The sequence below is a fragment of the Rhizobium mulingense genome (assembly GCF_029194105.1).
GTDB lineage: Bacteria > Pseudomonadota > Alphaproteobacteria > Rhizobiales > Rhizobiaceae > Rhizobium > Rhizobium mulingense.
Map to the genome: position 1 here is coordinate 594510 of NZ_JARFVE010000002.1, position 19518 is coordinate 614027.

A 19518-nucleotide genomic window follows, 5' to 3' on the forward strand; every position below is an offset into this window, starting at 1 on the left:
GTATAAGCCGCCGCACGTCCGGTCACCCAAGGCCTCTATGGTCAGCCCGTTCGAAAAACAACGCTCCTTGCACTATGCAAATTCAAGAAGGGCCGCACTCCGCGGTGTTTAAATAAATGAAGCGTACCTACCAACCATCCAAGCTTGTTCGCAAGCGTCGCCACGGCTTCCGTGCGCGCATGTCCACGAAGGGTGGCCGCAAGGTCATCGCTGCCCGCCGCGCGCAGGGCCGCAAGCGTCTTTCGGCTTAAGGGCCGGGTTGCCCGAGAAGAGATGGCGGGCGAGTTGACGACCAAAGAACAGAAATACACTGTCGGGCGGCTGAAAAGCCGCCCGCAGTTTCTTGCTGTCCGAGAAGGCGAAAAACGCCGCGGCGGCCTCTTCCTCCTCGAAGTTCTCGACCGGAGGGAACCCGACAGCCAAGCCCGCGTCGGTTTTACAGTCACCAAAAAACATGGCAACGCGGTCGAACGGAACCGTATGCGCCGCCGCCTGAAAGAGGCGGTGCGGCGTCATGCGGGGTTTGCAATGCAGCCCGGACACGACTATGTGGTTGTCGCGCGCAGGGACGTGCTTAAGGCGTCCTTCCAGGAATTGGCCGCGGAGCTGAAGCTTCGCGTGGAAACCAGGCCGAAACACCGGCGCTCCGGAGACGGACGCCCCAGGAACGTATGATGGAAAACAACCGCAATTACTTCATTGCGATCGCTCTCTCGGTGCTGATCGTCCTCGGCTGGCAGTTTCTTTATATGAATCCGCGCATCGAGGCCCAGCGCAAGGCGCAGGAAGCCCAGAAGGCGCAGCAGCAGACCGAGCAGGTCCAGCAGCCTGCCGCCGGCGGCGCGACGCCGGCCCCGACGAGCGGTACGGCACCTTCCGGCCAGGCCGTCGCAACGGCGACGCTCGAGCAGGCGCTCGCAAAAACCCCGCGCGTTGCCATCGACACCCCCGCCCTTTCCGGCTCGATCAACCTTGCCGGCGCCCGGCTCGACGACCTGAAGCTCAAGGGCTATCACGAGACCGTCGACGACTCGAGCCCGATCATCACCCTGTTCAGTCCGGCGGAAACCAAGGACGGCTACTTCACCGAACTCGGCTATATCGGCAGCGATGCCACGGGCAGCGTTCCCGGCGCCTCGACGCTGTGGACGGCGCCGGAAGGCGCCAAGCTCACCGAAAAGACGCCGGTGACGCTCACCTTTACCAACGACAAGGGCCTGACCTTCACCCGCACGATTTCCGTCGATGAACGCTACATGTTCACCGTCGCCGACAAGGTCACAAATGCTGGCCAGGCGCCCGTCTCGATCTCCTCCTACGGCCGCGTGATGCGCTACAACAAGCCGACGACGCCATCCGTCTACGTCCTGCATGAAGGCTTTATCGGCGTCATCGGCGACGACGGCCTGATCGAAAGCAAATATAGTGCCGTCGAGAAAGAAGCCGTGTCGCCGGCGAAATCCACCGGCGGCTGGCTGGGCATCACCGACAAATACTGGGCGGCAACGATCGTTCCGCCGCAGAGTGCTGCCTATGAGGCGAAATTCTCGTATTTTGCCGACGGTCAGCCGCGTTATCAGGCCGACTACAAGGACGACGCCTTCACCGTGGCGCCCGGCCAATCGATCGAGCTCAAGAACCTCGTTTTCGCCGGCGCCAAGGAAGTGCCGGTCATCGACGGCTACGAGGCCTCCTATTCGATCCCGAAGTTTGACCGGCTGATCGACTGGGGCTGGTTCTATTTCATCACCAAGCCGATGTTCAAGCTGATGGATTTCTTCTTCCGCTTCTTCGGCAATTTCGGCGTGGCGATCCTATGCACCACCATCGTCGTCAAGGCGCTGTTCTTCCCGCTCGCCAGCAAGCAGTACGCCTCGATGGCGAATATGAAGCGCATGCAGCCGAAGATGGAGGAACTGAAGGCGAAATTCGGCGACGACCGCATGGGACTGCAGCAGGCAATGATGCAGCTCTACAAGGAAGAGAAGATCAATCCGATCGCCGGCTGCTGGCCGGTGGCGCTGCAAATCCCGATCTTCTTCTCGCTCTACAAGGTGATCTACATCACCATCGAGATGCGGCACGCGCCCTTCTTCGGCTGGATCCAGGACCTTTCGGCGCCCGATCCGACCACGATCGTCAACCTGTTCGGCCTGCTGCCGTTTACGGCGCCGACTTTCCTGCATCTCGGCGTCTGGCCGCTGATCATGGGCATCACCATGTTCGTGCAGATGCGCATGAACCCGACGCCGCCCGACCCGACGCAGGCAATGATCTTCAACTGGATGCCGCTGGTATTCACCTTCATGCTGGCAAGCTTCCCGGCCGGCCTCGTTATCTACTGGGCCTGGAACAACACGCTGTCGGTGATCCAGCAGTCGGTGATCATGAAGCGTCACGGCGTCAAGATCGAGCTCTTCGACAATCTGAAGGGCCTGTTCCGACGAAAGACGGCGCCATCGAAATGATGCTCTCAAGCCCCGCTTCGGCGGGGCTTTTCATTTCCGGGCGGCGGAGAAGCATGGAGCGGACCGCCCGAAAGCTTGACATCCGCCTTCAAAACCACGAAGGCCGGTGAGAGAACGAAAGTAGAGATTGCCGAGCCCCGCATGACCGAAACCGAGAAGCCGCTCTTCGGACACCCCTGGATCTTCATCCGAGGCGTCCCGTCGCTGAATTTCCTGCCGCCGGAAGGACCGCCGGAGGTGGCCTTCGCCGGCCGTTCGAATGTAGGCAAGTCGTCGCTGATCAATGCGCTGGTCGGCCAGAAGGGTCTGGCGCGCACGTCGAATACCCCTGGGCGCACGCAGGAACTCAATTATTTCGTTCCGGACGGTTATTCAGGCGAAGCCGGCGACCTGCCGCCGATGGCAATCGTCGACATGCCCGGCTATGGCTATGCGCAGGCGCCGAAGGAACAGGTCGACAAGTGGACAAAGCTCGTTTTCGACTATCTGCGCGGCCGTGCGACGCTGAAGCGTGTCTATGTGCTGATCGACAGCCGTCATGGCATCAAGAAGAACGACGATGACGTGCTCGATCTGCTTGACAAGGCTGCCGTCTCCTATCAGTTGGTGCTGACCAAGACCGACAAGATCAAGGCGCCGGCCGTGCCGAAACTCCTTGCCGATACGACGGAAAAGATTCGCAAGCGCCCGGCCGCCTATCCCCATGTGCTGTCCACCTCGTCCGAAAAGGGCGACGGGCTGGATGATCTGCGCCAGGCCATCGCTGAAACCGTCGGCATAGCCCACTGGAAATAGAGGCCCCGGCAGGGCTACGGCTGCGGAGTCGCCGAAACAGCCAAAAGTTTATTCGTGCCCACCAGAGAAAACTAACGGTTGACGGCGCGCATTAACCCACCTATATAGTGGTTACCGAATTTTGCTTGCTGGCTTGGTTATCGCGCGTCTGGCACCGCGGTCTGAACGAACTTCCTTTCAAAAATCGCTATCACCATCCGTATCGCTTTGGCGCTGCGGTTCTTCAATATTGCTATGAAAGGGTTCATCATGACCACTGGCACAGTTAAATGGTTCAATTCCACCAAGGGCTTCGGCTTCATTCAGCCTGACAATGGCGGCGCTGACGCCTTCGTTCACATCTCCGCTGTCGAGCGCGCCGGAATGCGTGAACTCATCGAAGGCCAGAAGATCGGCTTCGACCTTGAGCGTGACGCCAAGTCGGGCAAGATGTCCGCCTGCAATCTCCAGAACGCTTAAATCGATATCTGCTTTCCTTTGACCACGGATGTACTGGCACTGCCGGAAGCACGTTATCCATTCAAGGCCAGGCGATCTGCCTGGCCTTTTTGTTTTCGCTCGCGCGTCGAGCCTCCCGTATCGGAGCCCACATGACCCAAACATACAGCAAATCACGCCAGCGAGCCGAGATCGCCTTCGGCAACGTCCAATCGCAGTTCTTCGCAAAGAACAAGGCGGCGGAAGAACTCGAATCCGACGCCCAGTCCCTCCAGGCGAAGACGTTGCGGCTTCGGGAGGCGCGGCTTGCCAAGGAACGCAACGACCGGGCGTCGGCGACGTCGGCCCTTATTGCCAAGCGCGCCAAGGCCTGCTGACGCAAGGCTGCGGCCAAGTACACTCGCCGTGCCGATTGCACTGAAGCATCGTGATCCGCCGCCCGGAAATAGTCCTTTGCGTCGCCGCAGCGTTGTGCCGGCGCCGAATTTTCCCGAGAAAATGCGTTCGGTTGAACGAGCAGGGCACAAGTACCGGCCTGAGCCGTGCCGGCAGTTCACTCATACCAAAGGGAGCCTCAATGACAGAGGACGCGAAAGAACTTCAGTCGATCAACACGGCGTGGCAGATCGCCATTCAGGAAATTTTGCGTATGGTCATCAGAGATATGTATCGCGGCGGGGGCGAGGCGTCGTTCAAGACACATATCAAACGGATTGAAGAGGCGGCCGTGGACAGTATTTACACCGATTTGCGGCTGCGCGGCACAGATGAATGGACGGAAGTCCTCGTCAAGGAACGGGCGAGCAATTTCGTCACGACGCTGCTGACATCGTTTACCTACGATCGAGCATAAACAGGCTTCGCTAAAACGCATCGCGATCTTTTGTATCCGCGCTGCTCGACTGGTCCTGTCGATCGAAATATTCCAAGCAGGTTGCGGAGATCGACCGTCGCTCCATCGGGAAACCACTTGTCGAGTACGTGCGACACTGATTGCGCTTGCGCCGTCGCAGTTTTTGAAGCAACGCGTCATCTCATGCTGTTGAAGAGCAGCGACATACGCGAATAATCATTGATGACTGACACAGACGAAGCCCTATCGCCCGAGGGCTTCGGCAACCTGACCCATCTTAGCGAAGCCCTCGACGGCGACCAATTTCGATACTTTCTCGATCATGTCGCCTACGCGGTAGCCGTCTCCGAGCTCGGCCGCACCTGCGAGACGCTGATTTACGTCAACATCGAATTCGAACGGCTGACAGGGCTCCCGGCCACAGGTCGAGGGAAAGCGCTGACTGATATCGTGTTGAATTGCAGTGTCTCCCTCGTCTTCCCGAAAACCGAAGCGGGGCAATAGATCTGCCCCAAGGGAGTGAGATCCCGACCCTTCGCAAGAATAGGAGCCGGCATCATGCATGCCTGAGCGTCATCCGACATGTCGAACTACGGAAGGCCGCGCCGAAGAGTTTCAGACAGGGAGAAATCGATTTACGGCCGACGCACCGTTATGGCCGGTGCACCGCGCCGCTTGCGATCACCGGACCGGTCACCTGTCCGGTCAGCGAACCGCCGAAAGGCTCGAGGCTGACGGCAAGGGTTGCGCCATCGGCGACATTGTTGCGCAGATCGGCGGGAATGACGAGTTCACCGCTTTCGCCGGGCTGGAAGATGCCGAGCGATTTCGGTACGCCACTGCCCTGCACCAGCCAGAGTTCGAGCGATTTCTCCTCCGGCTTGCCGGCGGCGACCGGCACGATCTTCAGCCGGCCGCTCTGGATCTCGTAGGAGGCGCGGAGATTGATCGTGTTGTTTTGACCCGCAAGTTCGGCCACCAGCGGTGCCGGCCCCTGCGGCTGCGGTACAAGGCCGGAGGCGAAGATGACGGCACTGACGGCGACGACGATGCAGGCGAACGCCAGCGATCGCCAGAAGACCGCGGAATTCCACAGCCCCTGCGAAAAGGATGCAGGCTTTCCGGCATCGCCGAACAACCGAGCCTCGATCTGCTTGAAGGTTTCCCGGCTCGGCGCGACGCCGTCATATTCGTCGTTGAAGGCGGAGAGGTTGGTTTCCCAGCGGCTGACGATCGCCGCAAAGGTGCGGTCGCGGCGCATGCGCTCTTCCACTACCCGGCGATCCTGTAGCGACAGGACGCCCAATACATATTCACCGGCGAGGACCTCGTCGCGGGAGCGATTTCCCTTGCTTTTGTCGGGCGATGTCATCGTTCCATGCACTCTCTCAGTTCAAGAGGCTGCGCCTGAGCCAGGTCCGCATCGTGTTCAGCGGAACGCCAAACTGATCCGCCAGTTCCTGATAGCTCAGTCCTTTGACATAAGCCCGTTTCACGGCGACCGCACGATCAGCTTCCAACTCTTCCATGCAGGTGTCAATCCGCCTTCCTTCCATCCTTCCTCACCGTCTGTCTTTCCGGGTCGGGTTGGTATCGGCAAGATCGCAGATGCTATCGCATTCGTCGGCGACGGGCTTGCGTGCACGCAACGGCAATGGCGGCCAACCATGCCGAGGATGGCTCCGAGGTTGCCGGAAACCGCCCAGGCCGCTCGCCCAATTGACATAGACTTCCTGCAGGGCTCCTCGGCTTCCGTGCGGTCCTTCAGAATACGCAGGCAAATTGCGAAAAGTTTCGGTGCGGCCTGGCTGTATAGGGCAGCGAAGGCCATACGGTCGCCAGCGTGACGCGGCCGATCAGGTGCTTGATCTCATCGCCTTGCATGCCGTTCCTCATATCGTGCTTGGCTCAGCCGGCGCACCGAACTCCTCCCGCCCCGTGCCACATACGAAAAACTATTGCGCTCTGGATTATTCCCTCTGTCAGAAACTTGCGATAAAAGGCCGCGATCAATTCTGCGGGGTTCCCATGAACGAAACCGAAAGCGAACTTCAGGCACGGCTTCTTGCCAAGGCACTGCCCTTCATGCAGCGTTACGAAAATAAAACGATCGTGGTGAAGTACGGCGGCCATGCGATGGGCAATCCCGAGCTCGGCAAGGCCTTTGCCAGCGACATCGCGCTTCTGAAACAGTCGGGCGTCAACCCGATCGTCGTTCACGGCGGCGGTCCGCAGATCGGCGCCATGCTGACCAAGATGGGCATCGAATCGAAATTCGAAGGCGGTCTTCGCGTCACCGACCAGAAGACGGTCGAGATCGTCGAAATGGTGCTCGCCGGCTCGATCAACAAGGAGATCGTCGCGCTGATCAACCAGACGGGCGAATGGGCGATCGGCCTATGCGGCAAGGACGGCAACATGGTCTTCGCCGAAAAGGCACGCAAGACCATCAAAGATCCGGATTCCAACATTGAGCGGGTGCTTGATCTCGGCTTTGTCGGCGAAGTGGTCGAAGTCGACCGCACGCTGCTCGATCTGCTCGCCCGCTCCGAGATGATCCCGATCATCGCGCCCGTGGCTCCTGGCCGCGACGGCGCGACTTACAATATCAACGCCGACACTTTCGCCGGCGCCATTGCCGGGGCGCTGAACGCCACCCGCCTGCTGTTTTTGACCGACGTTCCCGGCGTGCTCGACAAGAAGGGTCAGCTGATCAAGGAGCTTTCCGTCGCCGAAGCGCATGCGCTGATCGCCGACGGCACGATCTCGGGTGGCATGATCCCTAAGGTCGAGACCTGCATCGATGCAATCAAGGCCGGCGTGCAGGGCGTCGTCATCCTGAACGGCAAGACCGCCCATTCCGTCCTGCTCGAGATCTTCACCGAGCACGGCATCGGAACGCTGATCGTTCCCTGATCGAGGCTGCGCTCTTCACAGCACGAAGGGCGCGCCCCTCGCGCCGAACATCTTCCGGTTTCCTCGGCCGGGAGGTGCCGCAAATTCGTATTCAGGGCAGTTCTTTCTGACGCGTACGCGCCTGGCTTTCCTTCTTGATCGGCCGACCGACCGGGCAGACCTCCTGCACGAACCCGTTGAGCGTATTGACGAGATTTTTCTCTATCAGGGAATAGTGAACGAACTGGCCCTGTTTCTCCCGTCTGATCAGTCCTGCAGTTTCTAGGATGGAAAGATGCTGCGAAACCGCAGGCTTCGACATGCTGAAGCGGTCGGCGATCTCGCCCGCGGTCAGCCCCGATGCCGAGAGGTAAGCGAGGATCTTCCGCCGCGGCGCTGGAAAGTGCGTGGAACACCCGCTGGGCGGCGCCGACGGAGCTGCTTTCTGAAATCTCGTGGAAAGTCTCGTCTTCCAAGTTCCGTCTCCATGCCTGTGGCACCAAAGCGTCGCAGGATAATTAAGTAAATAGCGTATATTGCCTAATTATTTTCATTGGCGCAAAGTAATTAGATAATTGCTTAATTAATGAATTGGCGGGCGCTGTTCAACCGGAGAATTGGCCCGATGGGAGGAGTTTTGCCATGCGCAGCATTTCCACCGGACGCATGATCGACAACGGCAGTAATCCCGTGAGGGGCCGCGTGGTCTGGATGCCCGCAAAGTCGATCTGGGTCACCACCATGACCATGATTGCCATCATGGGCGGACCGCTGACCTTCAGCTGGAGCGCTGTTACCGTCTTTGTTCTATCGACCGCCATCACGATCTGCCTTGGTCATTCGGTCGGCATGCACCGGCTGCTGATTCACCGTTCATTCAGCGCTCCGATCTGGCTCGAGCATTTGCTCGTCTATCTCGGCACGCTGGTCGGCATGGCCGGTCCCTTCGGCATGATCTATGCCCACGACATTCGCGACTGGGCGCAGCGGCAACGAGACTGCCATGACCTCTATGCCCATCGGCGATCGTTCTTCGTCGACGCCGTCTGGCAGATGCATTGCGCCGTGGTGCTCGACCGGCCGCCGCGCTTCGTCCTTGAAGAGTGTGAGCGGGGCGACCGCTTTTATCGTCTCCTGGAGGCGACATGGATGGCGCAGCAAATTCCCTTGGGACTCCTGCTCTTCACTCTCGGCGGGCTGCCGTGGCTGGTCTGGGGGATTGCCGTGCGGATCTCGGTGTCGCTGACCGGGCACTGGCTGGTCGGCCATTTCGCCCATCGGAACGGCCATCAAGGCTGGAGCGTCGATAACGTCGCGGTACAGGGATACAATCTGCCGCGTTTCGGGCTGGTGACCTTCGGCGAGAGCTTCCACGGCAACCATCACGCCTTTCCGGAATCAGCGCGGCTCGGCATCGAGCCGGGAGAGCTGGACCTCGGTTGGCATTTCATCCGGTTGCTGGCAGGGCTCGGCCTTGCTTCGGCGATCAAGCTCCCGCACACTATCGTACCGAGGGATGGCTTGAGACGCTTCGAAATCTCCGGATAAGCTGGTGGGCTCATCCTGTCGGACAGCATTGAGCGGCACCACAGAATATAGCGCAGCGTTCAAGAGAGCCTCACCCTGAGGTGCCTCGGAGGGCGGGGCGGTACGCTGGCGGTCGATGCATGCAAGGAGCATCGCTGCGGCGTGAGGTTGGAGAATGCCGCGCCGAGGCACAGGCCGGGGTGAGACGGCACAGCCTCTGCATGAGACACGTCGGAGGCCACCGCAGGTGATCGTCCGCCTGCAAACCACCCAAGCAGCAATATCCATCCGACAGGTCGCAAATCGCACGATCTAGACTTGGCAAGATTTCGAATCGTGCTTTAGGTTGCGGCCCCAAACTCAACGGGTCGAGCAAAAAGATGCGCCTTACAGACTGCTATAATTTTCACGATTTCCGGCGCATGGCCAAACGGCGGCTTCCCGGGCCGATCTTCGATTATATCGACGGCGCCGCCGATGACGAGGTGACGTATCGGCGCAATACCGCGGCCTTCGAAGCTTGCGATCTGGTGCCCAACGTTTTGCGCGGGGTGGCCGACATCGATATGTCGGTGACCGTCATGGGACAAAAGCTGGCGATGCCGGTTTATTGCTCGCCGACCGCGCTGCAGCGGCTGTTTCACCACCAGGGGGAACGGGCGGTCGCGGCGGCAGCGGCCAAATACGGCACGATGTTCGGCGTTTCTTCGCTCGGCACGATCAGCCTGGAGGAGGCCAGGCAGATCAGCGACGGGCCACAGGTCTATCAGTTCTATTTCCATAAGGACCGCGGTCTCAACCACGAAATGATGGCGCGGGCGAAGACCGCCGGTGTCCAGGCGATGATGCTGACGGTCGACAGTATCACCGGCGGCAACCGCGAACGCGACAAGCGCACCGGTTTTGCCATTCCTTTCAAGCTCAATATCGCCGGCATGACGCAGTTTGCGATCAAGCCCTCCTGGGGGATCGACTGGATGACGCATGAGGCTTTCCGGCTGCCGCAGCTCGAAAATCATGTGAAGATGGATGGCGGCGCGCTCTCGATCAGCCGCTATTTCACCGAGATGCTCGACCCCTCGATGTCGTGGAACGACGTGGCGGAGATGGTGCAGGCCTGGGGCGGGCAATTCTGCCTCAAGGGCATCATGTCGGTCGAGGACGCCAAACGCGCGGTCGAGATCGGCTGCACCGGCATCGTGTTGTCCAATCATGGCGGCCGCCAGCTCGACGGTTCCCGCAGCGCCTTCGATCAGCTGGCCGAGATCGTCGATGCCGTCGGCGATCGGATCGACGTGATGATGGATGGCGGCGTGCAGCGGGGCACGCATGTTCTCAAGGCCTTGTCGCTGGGGGCAAAGGCCGTCGGGCTCGGACGCTACTATCTCTTCCCGCTAGCCGCTGCCGGACAGCCCGGCGTCGAGCGGGCGCTGGAGACGATGCGCACCGAGATCGAGCGCGACATGAAGCTGATGGGTTGCACCTCGGTCAACCAGCTGACACGGCACAATCTGCGCTTCCGTTCCTGAACAAACGGGATGTCATTTTCGGGCCGCAGCCTTTCATGCGGATGCGGCCCGCAAACTTTTCAGAGCAGGCTGTAAATCGCTGCCGCCTCCTGTCTCAGCTTTTCCATCATCGACCGGTAAGGCCCCGGCCCATAGCTGATGCGGCCGACCCCGAGCCGTGCCAACGTTTTCACATCAGGGGCGCCCGCCCGCATCATAACATTGACCGGCAGCGCCGATGCCGCGCAGATCTTTTCGATCAAACCAGCATCGATCAGACCGGGCACGAAGAAGCCGCTGCCGCCGGCGGACGCATAGGCCCTGCCCCGCTCAATCGCCTCGTCCACCAGACCGGCATGTTTGGCAAGATCGCTCTCGGCCAGGAACAGATCGGTGCGGGCGTTGATGAAAAAGGGAATATCTTTGCCGTCGGCCATGTCACGAACGGCGCGGATGCGGGCCGCCTGGCTCTCGACGGGATAGAGCCCCTCGCAGGACACCACCCGATCTTCGAAATTGATGCCGACGGCGCCGATCTCGACCAGTCTGGCGACGTTGGCCGCCGCCCCCTCGGGCTCCGCCGAATAGGCGCCTTCGAAATCGACGGAAAGCGGCAGGTCGACGAAATCGGTGATGGATTTCGCCGTCTCGACCAGCACTGACATCGGCAGCTTCTCGCCGTCGGCATACCCGTGGGCTGCGGCGACCGACCAGCTTCCGGTCGCCAACGCCTTGGCGCCGGCTTCCGCCACCGCCTTCGCCGTGCCGGCATCCCAGATATTGTAGAGGACGATCGGATTGCCCTTCTGGTGCAGCGCGCCGAATGCTCGGGCCTTTTCAGTCTGGTTCATGCTTTTTCCTCCATCTTTGCCTGTGTACTGATCTTCTCTTCATGGCGCAGCAGCCATTGCTTGCGCCAGAGCCCGCCGCCGTAACCGGTCAGCGACCCGTCCGCGCCGAGGATTCGATGGCAGGGCACGATGATGGCCAGCTGGTTGGCGCCATTGGCGCGGCCGACGGCCCGCACCACCTTCGGCCTTTGCATCTCCCTGGCGAGATCGCCATAGGCGCGCGTCTGCCCGATCGGAATCTCCATCAGCTTTGCCCAGACATGTTTTTCGAAGGGCGTGCCGCCGAGCGCCAGCGGCGTCCCGAAAACGCTGAGCCGGCCCTCGAAATAATCCCGGATTTCCGCCTCGATCTGATCGATGACAGGGGTGCGGCCGATCGCTACCGAAGAGCGGACGCGTTTCTGCAGCGCTTCGAGTTCGGCCGGCAGCGCCTTGCGATCATGAAATTCGAGAAGATGCAGACAGGTCCTGTCAGCAACCGCGATCATCGGCCCGAGCGGCGTGTCGAACCAATCGGCAAAGAGCAGTTCGCGGTTCTGCGAAAGCGCCGGCGCCTTGCCGACGAGCCGCTGGAAAGCCGAGCGAAAGCCGCTCGGAGACTCATATCCAGCTTCGATCTGGACATCGATGACGCGTGCCCCATCGGCCAGCTGCCTGGCCGCTTCGCCGAGCCGGATGTAACGGACGATATCGTGGAAGGTCATGCCGAGCGCCCGCTTGAAGGCGCGGCGCACGGTCGAAGGATCATGGCCGCGGCGAACGAGCTCGTCTTCGCTCCAGCGGACCTCCGGCTCGTCCTCCAGCCGGGCCAGCAAGGCGTCGACGACCGGCTCACGGCCCGGCTGCTCAAGCGGCTTGCAGCGCCGGCAGGGGCGAAAGCCGGAATGCATGCAGGCGGCGATCGTCTCAAAGAACAGGGTGTTTTCCCGCTTCGGCTTGCGCGCCGGGCAGGTCAGACGGCAGAAGACGCCTGTCGTCTTCACGCAGACATAGGCCTGACCCTCGTAATCGGCGCTGCGCGCGACCAGGGCGTCATAGAGCGTATCATCGTCGGGGCGTTCGAACAGCATGCCCGCTTTCTAGCATTCCGCGCCTGTCGCGTCCGCCGAAAATCGGGCGTCTATTTTTATTCCGCCGCGTCGAGGCTCTTTATATGCCGTTGCGGTCGGAGCATCGACTCCTCCTCGTCATCCTGCGGCGCGCCCCAGAAATTCTCGAGCGTCGGGCCATTCTTCAGATGGCGGCGGCGGAAAAGAAATTCGAGAACCTCATGAAACCACACCCGGCGCCCCATCTGCGTGTACCAACGCATGGAATGGCGCTGCTCGCGGTCGCGATGAAAGAGGATGCGCACCAGTGCCTTCGGCCGCGCCTGGACCGCCACCTCGATGAGCTTGACGCAGGCGATCAGCACGAAGGGGTTCAGGTACCGCATCTTCAAGACCTGATGTTTGTAATCCCATTTGCGGATATCGGTCTCGATCACCTGTCGGTCACGGGCGATACGGAAGAAGGGTGTCCAGCGATGCGGGGTGACGTAGAGCGCCTGGATCTGGTCGGGGTCATAGGAGAGCAGTTGCCGGAAGCCGCGCCAGAGATCGCTGAGCTTCTCCTCTTCGAAACCGACCACCCAGGTCGCCATTGAGAGGATGTCGTGCTGGCGCAGAAGCCGGATTGCCTCGCGGTCGGTCGTTTTGGCTCCGCCCTTCTTGATCAGGGCCAGGGTTGCCTCGTCGGTATTTTCCATGCCGAGCAGCCAGCGCACGACACCGGCCTTGCGATAGAGATGCAGGATATCGGCGTCGCGGACGATGTCATCCGCGCGCGTTGAGCCGACGATCTGCACCGGCACATTCTCGGCGATCATCGCTTCGAGGAACGCGAGCCAGGCCTTGCGCGACGAGGTCGGGTTCTCATCGGCAAGATTGATGAGTTCGACTCCCTGTTCGTGATAAAGCCTGGCGATCTCGCGGGCAAACAGTTCCGGCGAGCGGTGGCGCCATCGGGTCCAGAAGCCGCGCTGGCCGCAATAATTGCACAGATGCGGACAGCCACGCGAGAACTGCATAACGACGGCCCGCTTGCCACCCCAATAGCTGTAGCTGGCATGGTCGATCAGTTCCCAGCCGATGCGATAGGCAGCGAGATCGGCGATCGCCTGCGCCGGCTGGGTTGCCCGGACTTCGCCGCGGCCGTCGCGACAGGCAATGCCGGCAATGGCATCAAGCGGACGGTTGGCGGCCAGGGCACCGGCAAGGCGCCGCATCGTTTCCTCGCCCTCCCCTCGCACGACGATGTCGAATGCCTCGGTCTCGGCCAGCACCTCTCGCCAATGGTAAGTGGGAAACACGCCGCCATAGACAACGCGGATCGCGGGATCGCTGCGCTTGACCGCTTCTGCGATCGCGCGCGCAGTAGGATGGGCCGAAGTCGAGCCGGAATGGCTGATCAGCACCAGATCAGGACCGTTCGCCGTGATCCGGTCGATGATTTCCGCAATCGTCATCGGTCCGAACTCTGCATCGATGAGGCTGAGATCATGACCGTCATCGATCAGAGGACCTGCGACCGAGAGAAGGCCGAGCGGTGGAAGGTGATCATCGGGAATACGGCTACCGATAGCGGTATGTGGTGGATTGATCAGAACGATCTTCATGCGACTTTACCCTTGCGGGTCCCCCTGTCTGACGCAGGCAGAAAGTCACCAGCGATCAATGGCGATATTCAGCCGGAATCTCTTTAAAGTTGTGAAAATCTGACGGCATTTTTAAGAAGGCCACGGGAAAGCGGACACTCGAGCAAAAGCCCTTTGGTTTCCCGCGGCAGCCATGCCATAAGACCGCCATGACAAAGATCGACCGCACCCCCGAAAAAGCCGATTTCGACCACGTTACTGACTGGGTTTTCGACCTCGACAACACGCTCTATCCGCATCATGTCAATCTCTTCGCGCAGATCGACAGGAACATGACCGCCTATGTCGCCGCGCTCTTACAGATGGAGCGGGAAGAGGCGCGCAAGCTGCAGAAGCAATATTATCTCGAGCACGGCACGACGCTGCAGGGTCTGATGATCCATCACGGCATCGATCCGAACGACTTTCTCGAAAAGGCGCATGCAATCGATTATTCGGCGCTGATGCCGCAGCCGGAACTCGGACAGGCGATCAAGGCGCTGCCGGGGCGTAAATTCATCTTCACCAACGGCAGCGTCAAACACGCCGAGATGACGGCAGGAGCGCTCGGCATTCTCGAGCATTTCGACGATATCTTCGACATCGTCGCCGCCGACTACGTGCCCAAACCGGCGCAGGCTACCTATGATAAGTTTGCGGCGCTGAAGCGCGTCGACACGGGCAAAGCGGCGATGTTCGAGGATCTGCCGCGCAATCTGACGGTGCCGAAGGCGCTCGGCATGCAGACCGTGCTGCTGGTGCCACGCAATCTGGAAGACACGGTCGTCGAGTGGTGGGAAAGAACCAGCGGCGAGGAGGATCACATCGATTTCGTCACCGACGATCTCGTCGCATTCCTCGGCAAGGTGACCGGATCCGGCGGCTAGACTACCGGACACCTTACCAAAGTTTCACCCAGCTTACCGATGTTTAACTGGGTCTTTTGGGTCCGCTGCCATAGCCTCTTTCGTGAGGGGACACCTTACGAAAGGGAAACACGATGTACCGCAACAAGCTGATAGTGGCAGCGCTCTCCTCCGTCTTCATTTTCGGCGGAGCCGCCGGGGTAAGTTTTGCCGCACCCGGCAACGGGCCGCGTCCGCATCATGCCGGCATGGACGGTCCGGGCCGCGACGCCTTCCTCGAAATCACTTATGTCCGCATGCTCAAAGAGTTCGACGCGAACAAGGATGGCAAGGTCTCCAAGGAGGAAGCGAGCAGTGGACTCCACAAGATCTTCGCCGCGATCGATACCAACAATGACGGCTCGCTGACTCCAGGCGAAATCCGCCAGTACCGGCAGACGCAGCTGCAGGCGATGAAGGATCAGCACAAGCAGGAGGCCGGCGCCGAAAAAGACGCGAACGCGACGGCCGACATGCCGGATAACGAGGCCGGGCGGCCGCCCCGCGACGGGCATGACGGCCATCACTGGATGCGCCATGGCGGCACCTTCATGCGCGCCTCGATGATGATGCGCCGGGCCGACACTGACGAGAACGGCCAGATTTCCAAACAGGAAGCGGTTGCCGCCTTCGACAAACTGTTCACCCGCATGGACCGCAACAAGGACGGCGTCATCTCGATCGACGACATGCCGGACCGCCCGCTCCTGTAAGGCTGGACGAACCATTGCCCCGCTCTTTCCCCGCTCCGGCGGGGAAAGGGACAGCTTTCGCGATCGAGACCTGCGCTTAGGCCCTATTCTTAGTGCTCGTAGAAATCCTGAACAATCTTCCATGCGGCGTCGGCCGTGTCGACGAAGCTGATCAGCTTGACGTCGTCAGGCGCGATCGTGCCGAATTCGGCCAATGCCTCGAAATTGATGATGCTTCGCCAGAAGGCCTCGCCGAACAGGATCAGCGGCAGGCGCTCCATCCGACCAGTCTGGATCAGCGTCAGGCATTCGAAGAATTCGTCGAGCGTTCCGAACCCACCGGGAAAGACCGCGATCGCCTTGGCGCGCACCATGAAATGCATTTTGCGAATGGCGAAATAGTGGAAGTTGAAGCTGAGCTCCGGCGTCACATAGGCATTCGGCGCCTGCTCGTGCGGCAGCACAATGTTGAGGCCGATCGAGGGTGCGCCCTCGTCGGCCGCGCCGCGATTGCCCGCCTCCATGACGCCGGGGCCGCCGCCGGTGACGATGACATATTCCTGGAAATCGAAACTCGCCGAATATTTCGAGCAGAGCCGGGCGAATTTGCGGGCTTCGTCATAATAGACGGACGCCGCCTCCAGATTGACGCGCTGGATGTCGTTGCGCGCCGCCCAGGCGCTCTGGCCGGGGGCAGGAATGCGGGCGCCGCCGAACATGACGACGGTGGAGCGGATGCCGCGTTCCGTCAGCATCATCTCGGTCTTCAGCAGTTCCAGCTGCAAGCGGATCGGCCGCAGTTCCTCGCGGCAGAGGAAATCCTCGTCGACATAGGCGAGACGATAGGCAGGTGACATCGTCTGCGGCGTCTTCGGCACGGCTTGCGCCCGCTGCCTGTCGGTCGAACTGCTTTTCAGCGGGTCCCATACGCCATCCTTGCGCCTAGAACCGCCGTTACGTCCCTTCGCCATGTCGAAATGCCTTTCAGTACTGCCGGCCTTAGTGCCGGATATGTCGCTATAACGCCTTGAAACCAGATTGATCCTGCCCGAAAAATAATTCCATTCTACGGGCGCATGCTGTAGAGCAGGAAACCATCCCGCCAACCGCAATTCCGGAGACTGCGCCGTCTCCACGATAAAGATCGAAGTTTAAGGAATTCCCATGAGCGCCACCGACCTCGCATCCCTCGAAAAGACCATCGAAGCCGCCTTCGACAATCGTGACAATGTGAACATGTCGACGAAGGGCGAGGTCCGCGATGCGGTCGAAGCAGCACTCGATCTGCTGGATACCGGCAGGGTCCGCGTGGCGACACGCGGCGCCGACGGCGCCTGGACGGTCAACCAGTGGCTGAAGAAGGCGGTGCTGCTGTCCTTCCGTCTCAACGACATGGAGGTGGTCAAGGGCGGCTCGGGCAATTCCACCTGGTGGGACAAGGTTCCCTCGAAATTCGAAAACTGGGGCGAGAACCAGTTCCGCGCCGCCGGTTTCCGCGCCGTGCCCAACTGCGTCGTGCGCCGCTCTGCCTATATCGCGCCGAACGCCATCCTGATGCCCTCCTTCGTCAATCTCGGCGCCTATGTCGGCGAAGGCACGATGGTCGATACCTGGGCGACGGTCGGCTCCTGCGCACAGATCGGAAAAAATGTGCATCTGTCGGGCGGCGTCGGCATCGGCGGCGTGCTGGAGCCGATGCAGGCCGGCCCGACGATCATCGAGGACAATTGCTTCATCGGCGCCCGCTCCGAAGTGGTCGAGGGCTGCATCATCCGTGAAGGTTCCGTGCTCGGCATGGGCGTTTACATCGGCAAGTCGACCAAGATCGTCGACCGCGCCACCGGCGAGGTCATGTACGGCGAAGTGCCGCCCTATTCCGTCGTCGTCGCCGGTTCGATGGCCTCGGCCAATGCGACGATGGCAAACGGCCTGCCGGCGCCGCATCTCTACTGCGCCGTCATCGTCAAGCGCGTCGACGAACAGACCCGCTCCAAGACCGGCATCAACGAGCTGCTCAGAGATTGATGACACCGGCACATTGATCCGTTAAACAGACGGCGTCTTTTTACGCGAGGCGGCTCCGCCCTGCCATGTCTTTGCCATTCCCGCCGGATAGTTCGACGCCATGACCGCTACCGACCCCGTCGCCAATCTCCAGACGTTGATTCGCTGCCCGTCCGTGACACCCGCCGAAGGCGGCGCGCTCACGGCGCTCGACGCCATGCTCGCGCCGCTCGGCTTTACGGTCGATAAGGTGACGGCACGCGAAGAGGGCACAGCCGATATCGAGAACCTCTATGCCCGACTTGGCAGCGACGGCCCGCACCTGATGTTTGCCGGCCACACGGATGTGGTGCCGGTCGGCGACGAAGCCGCCTGGACACATCCGCCCTTTGCCGCCGAGATATCAAAGGGCGAGCTCTTCGGCCGCGGCGCTGTCGACATGAAGGGCGGCATTGCCTGTTTCGTCGCCGCCGTCGCCCGTCATATCGAAAAGAACGGGCCGCCGGCCGGCTCGATCTCTTTCCTCATCACCGGCGACGAAGAAGGCCCGGCGATCAACGGCACGATCAAATTGCTGCAATGGGCGGCGGAGCGCGGCGAACGGTGGGACGCCTGCCTTGTGGGAGAACCGACCAATCCGGACCGGCTCGGCGACATGATCAAGATCGGCCGGCGCGGCTCGCTGTCGGGGAAGATCACAGTGCATGGCGTTCAGGGCCATGCCGCCTACCCGCACCTTGCCGACAATCCAGTGCGCGGCCTATTGCAGCTGACGCAGGCGCTGATGGACCCGCCCTTCGATGGCGGCACCGACGATTTCCAGCCATCGAACCTCGAAGTGACGACGGTCGATGTCGGCAACCCTGCGACGAACGTCATTCCGGCCAAGGCATCGGCAGGCTTCAACATCCGCTTCAATGACAGCTGGACCGTCGAAACGCTGCGCGTCGAAATCTTACGCCGGCTCGAAGCCGCCGCAGGCAATGGCCAGCTGCGTCCAGGCAGGCCGCCGGCCAAATATGATATCGTCTGGGCCGACCGGCCGAGCCACGTCTTCCTGACCCGCAACAATGCTCTGATCGCCTCGCTGTCGTCGGCCATCGAGAGCACCATCGGTCGATCCCCGAAGCTTTCGACCACCGGCGGCACGTCGGATGCCCGCTTCATCAAGGACTATTGCCCGGTCGTCGAGTTCGGCCTCGTCGGCCAGACGATGCACATGGTCGACGAGCGCGTCGCCGTTGCCGATCTGGAGACGCTGACGGCGATCTACGAGACCTTCATCGCCCGCTGGTTCGCCCATGCCGGGTCTTAGGGAAGTCCAGTATTACCTGGCCGGCCTGTGGCTGCTGATCCGGATGGATCCGCGCGGCTTCCGCTTCCTCGATCTGTCGGAGCGTGGCGTCAACCGCTCGTTCTGGGCGATCGCCTGGTGCCTGCCGCCGATGGGCATTTCCTGGCTCTGGTGGCGACAGGCCTTCCTGCGCTCGTTGCCGCCGGAAGCCGATGTTGATTTTGCCTTTTTTGTCAGGCTCGGCCTCGTCGAGATCGCCAACTGGATTGTGCCGCTGGTCTTTGCCGGGCTGCTGCTGCTGGCCTTCCGCATGGGCGAGCGCTTTGCCCCCGTCGTCGTCAGTGTCAATTGGCTCGGCGTGCCGCTCTCCTACATCAACGGCCTGCTGCTGGCGCTGGTGTTCTTCCTGCCCGGCGCCGTCGGCCTCGTCTCGCTGCTGCTGCTCGCCTTCATGCTGGCGCAGGTCTTCGTGCTGGCGCGGATCCTCCGGATGATCTGCCACGATCACGCGCTGATGGTCGGCGCGCTGACGCTGGTGCTGCTGGTGCCGTCGATGATCCTTTCGGAATATCTGCAGCACTTCCTCGGCATTTATCCCGCCTGAGCCGCGTTAT

General features: G+C 61.0%; 20 protein-coding genes and 3 pseudogenes. 16 read left to right on the forward strand and 7 right to left on the reverse strand.

The features are described from left to right. The first annotated feature begins 116 nt into the window (after positions 1-116). From rpmH to PYR71_RS03045, 8 genes and pseudogenes are all read left to right on the forward strand, one after another. The gene (gene rpmH, locus PYR71_RS03010; RefSeq protein ID WP_008524438.1) at positions 117-251 is read left to right on the forward strand and encodes a 50S ribosomal protein L34; all 135 of its coding nucleotides are present in this window, start codon (positions 117-119) and stop codon (positions 249-251) included. A 22-nt stretch (positions 252-273) separates the two neighbouring features. Continuing rightward, positions 274-675 carry a ribonuclease P protein component gene (gene rnpA / locus PYR71_RS03015; protein WP_275618165.1) on the forward strand — a complete coding sequence of 134 codons (402 nt, stop codon included), beginning with the start codon at positions 274-276 and terminating at the stop codon, positions 673-675. Then, positions 675-2468, forward strand: a complete 1794-nt coding sequence (yidC, locus tag PYR71_RS03020; protein ID WP_275618166.1) for a membrane protein insertase YidC — start codon at positions 675-677, stop codon at positions 2466-2468. Before rnpA ends, yidC begins: the two co-directional genes overlap by 1 nt. 141 nt (positions 2469-2609) lie before the next feature. Beyond that, a complete protein-coding gene (gene yihA / locus PYR71_RS03025) occupies positions 2610-3263 on the forward strand; it encodes a ribosome biogenesis GTP-binding protein YihA/YsxC (protein ID WP_183914225.1) in 654 nt (217 codons plus the stop codon). 249 nt (positions 3264-3512) lie between these two features. Then, positions 3513-3722 (forward strand): cold-shock protein, encoded by a 210-nt coding sequence (locus PYR71_RS03030; protein ID WP_275618167.1) that lies wholly within the window; start codon positions 3513-3515, stop codon positions 3720-3722. A gap of 131 nt (positions 3723-3853) precedes the next feature. Beyond that, the gene (locus PYR71_RS03035; protein WP_275618168.1) at positions 3854-4078 is read left to right on the forward strand and encodes a hypothetical protein; all 225 of its coding nucleotides are present in this window, start codon (positions 3854-3856) and stop codon (positions 4076-4078) included. Positions 4079-4278: 200 nt separating this feature from the next. Beyond that, on the forward strand, positions 4279-4554 hold the full coding sequence (locus PYR71_RS03040; protein ID WP_183914218.1) for a hypothetical protein: 276 nt from the start codon (positions 4279-4281) through the stop codon (positions 4552-4554). A gap of 222 nt (positions 4555-4776) precedes the next feature. Continuing rightward, positions 4777-5049: pseudogene (locus tag PYR71_RS03045) on the forward strand (histidine kinase); the annotation flags it as partial. A gap of 157 nt (positions 5050-5206) precedes the next feature. Here the strand turns inward: PYR71_RS03045 and PYR71_RS03050 are convergent. Further along, a complete protein-coding gene (locus tag PYR71_RS03050) occupies positions 5207-5926 on the reverse strand; it encodes an anti-sigma factor (protein ID WP_275618169.1) in 720 nt (239 codons plus the stop codon). Further along, positions 5923-6438: pseudogene (locus PYR71_RS03055) on the reverse strand (sigma-70 family RNA polymerase sigma factor). The gene PYR71_RS03050 and the pseudogene PYR71_RS03055 overlap by 4 nt, the downstream one beginning before the upstream one ends. Positions 6439-6582: 144 nt before the next feature. Between PYR71_RS03055 and argB the strand changes: the two are divergent. Next, entirely contained in the window at positions 6583-7470 is an 888-nt protein-coding gene (argB, locus tag PYR71_RS03060) for an acetylglutamate kinase (protein ID WP_275618170.1), read from the forward strand. Positions 7471-7561: 91 nt separating this feature from the next. Here the strand turns inward: argB and PYR71_RS03065 are convergent. Next, a pseudogene (locus tag PYR71_RS03065) lies at positions 7562-7925 on the reverse strand (metalloregulator ArsR/SmtB family transcription factor). Positions 7926-8091: 166 nt separating this feature from the next. Between PYR71_RS03065 and PYR71_RS03070 the strand changes: the two are divergent. Together PYR71_RS03070 and PYR71_RS03075 are read left to right on the forward strand one after the other, a co-directional pair. Next, on the forward strand, positions 8092-8997 hold the full coding sequence (locus tag PYR71_RS03070; RefSeq protein WP_275618171.1) for a fatty acid desaturase: 906 nt from the start codon (positions 8092-8094) through the stop codon (positions 8995-8997). 359 nt (positions 8998-9356) lie between these two features. Beyond that, entirely contained in the window at positions 9357-10505 is a 1149-nt protein-coding gene (locus PYR71_RS03075; RefSeq protein WP_275618172.1) for an alpha-hydroxy acid oxidase, read from the forward strand. A 59-nt stretch (positions 10506-10564) separates the two neighbouring features. Here the strand turns inward: PYR71_RS03075 and PYR71_RS03080 are convergent, their stop codons facing one another. The 3 genes from PYR71_RS03080 to bchE are packed head-to-tail and all read right to left on the reverse strand — an operon-like array spanning position 10565 to position 13991. Next, complete coding sequence (locus PYR71_RS03080; protein WP_275618173.1) at positions 10565-11335, reverse strand: isocitrate lyase/PEP mutase family protein; 771 nt, start codon at positions 11333-11335, stop codon at positions 10565-10567. After that, positions 11332-12405, reverse strand: coding sequence for a bifunctional transcriptional activator/DNA repair enzyme AdaA (locus tag PYR71_RS03085; protein ID WP_275618174.1), 1074 nt, complete (start codon positions 12403-12405; stop codon positions 11332-11334). Before PYR71_RS03085 ends, PYR71_RS03080 begins: the two co-directional genes overlap by 4 nt. Positions 12406-12461: 56 nt before the next feature. Next, a complete protein-coding gene (bchE, locus tag PYR71_RS03090; protein ID WP_275618175.1) occupies positions 12462-13991 on the reverse strand; it encodes a magnesium-protoporphyrin IX monomethyl ester anaerobic oxidative cyclase in 1530 nt (509 codons plus the stop codon). Between the two features lie 188 nt (positions 13992-14179). Between bchE and PYR71_RS03095 the strand changes: the two genes are divergently transcribed. Next, a complete protein-coding gene (locus tag PYR71_RS03095; protein WP_183914198.1) occupies positions 14180-14896 on the forward strand; it encodes a pyrimidine 5'-nucleotidase in 717 nt (238 codons plus the stop codon). Positions 14897-15009: 113 nt separating this feature from the next. Then, positions 15010-15627 carry an EF-hand domain-containing protein gene (locus tag PYR71_RS03100; RefSeq protein WP_275618176.1) on the forward strand — a complete coding sequence of 206 codons (618 nt, stop codon included), beginning with the start codon at positions 15010-15012 and terminating at the stop codon, positions 15625-15627. A gap of 89 nt (positions 15628-15716) precedes the next feature. On the opposite strand, the gene PYR71_RS03105 is transcribed toward PYR71_RS03100, so the two are convergent. Further along, the gene (locus PYR71_RS03105; protein ID WP_010031366.1) at positions 15717-16577 is read right to left on the reverse strand and encodes an LOG family protein; all 861 of its coding nucleotides are present in this window, start codon (positions 16575-16577) and stop codon (positions 15717-15719) included. 193 nt (positions 16578-16770) lie between these two features. Here PYR71_RS03105 and dapD point away from each other — a divergent pair, with 193 nt between their 5' ends. The 3 genes from dapD to PYR71_RS03120 all read left to right on the forward strand — a co-directional run bounded on the left by dapD (position 16771) and on the right by PYR71_RS03120 (position 19508). Next, positions 16771-17631 carry a 2,3,4,5-tetrahydropyridine-2,6-dicarboxylate N-succinyltransferase gene (dapD, locus tag PYR71_RS03110; protein WP_275618177.1) on the forward strand — a complete coding sequence of 287 codons (861 nt, stop codon included), beginning with the start codon at positions 16771-16773 and terminating at the stop codon, positions 17629-17631. Positions 17632-17731: 100 nt separating this feature from the next. Beyond that, positions 17732-18925, forward strand: a complete 1194-nt coding sequence (dapE, locus tag PYR71_RS03115) for a succinyl-diaminopimelate desuccinylase (RefSeq protein WP_275618178.1) — start codon at positions 17732-17734, stop codon at positions 18923-18925. Continuing rightward, a complete protein-coding gene (locus PYR71_RS03120) occupies positions 18912-19508 on the forward strand; it encodes a hypothetical protein (protein WP_275618179.1) in 597 nt (198 codons plus the stop codon). Before dapE ends, PYR71_RS03120 begins: the two co-directional genes overlap by 14 nt. Positions 19509-19518: the final 10 nt, after the last annotated feature.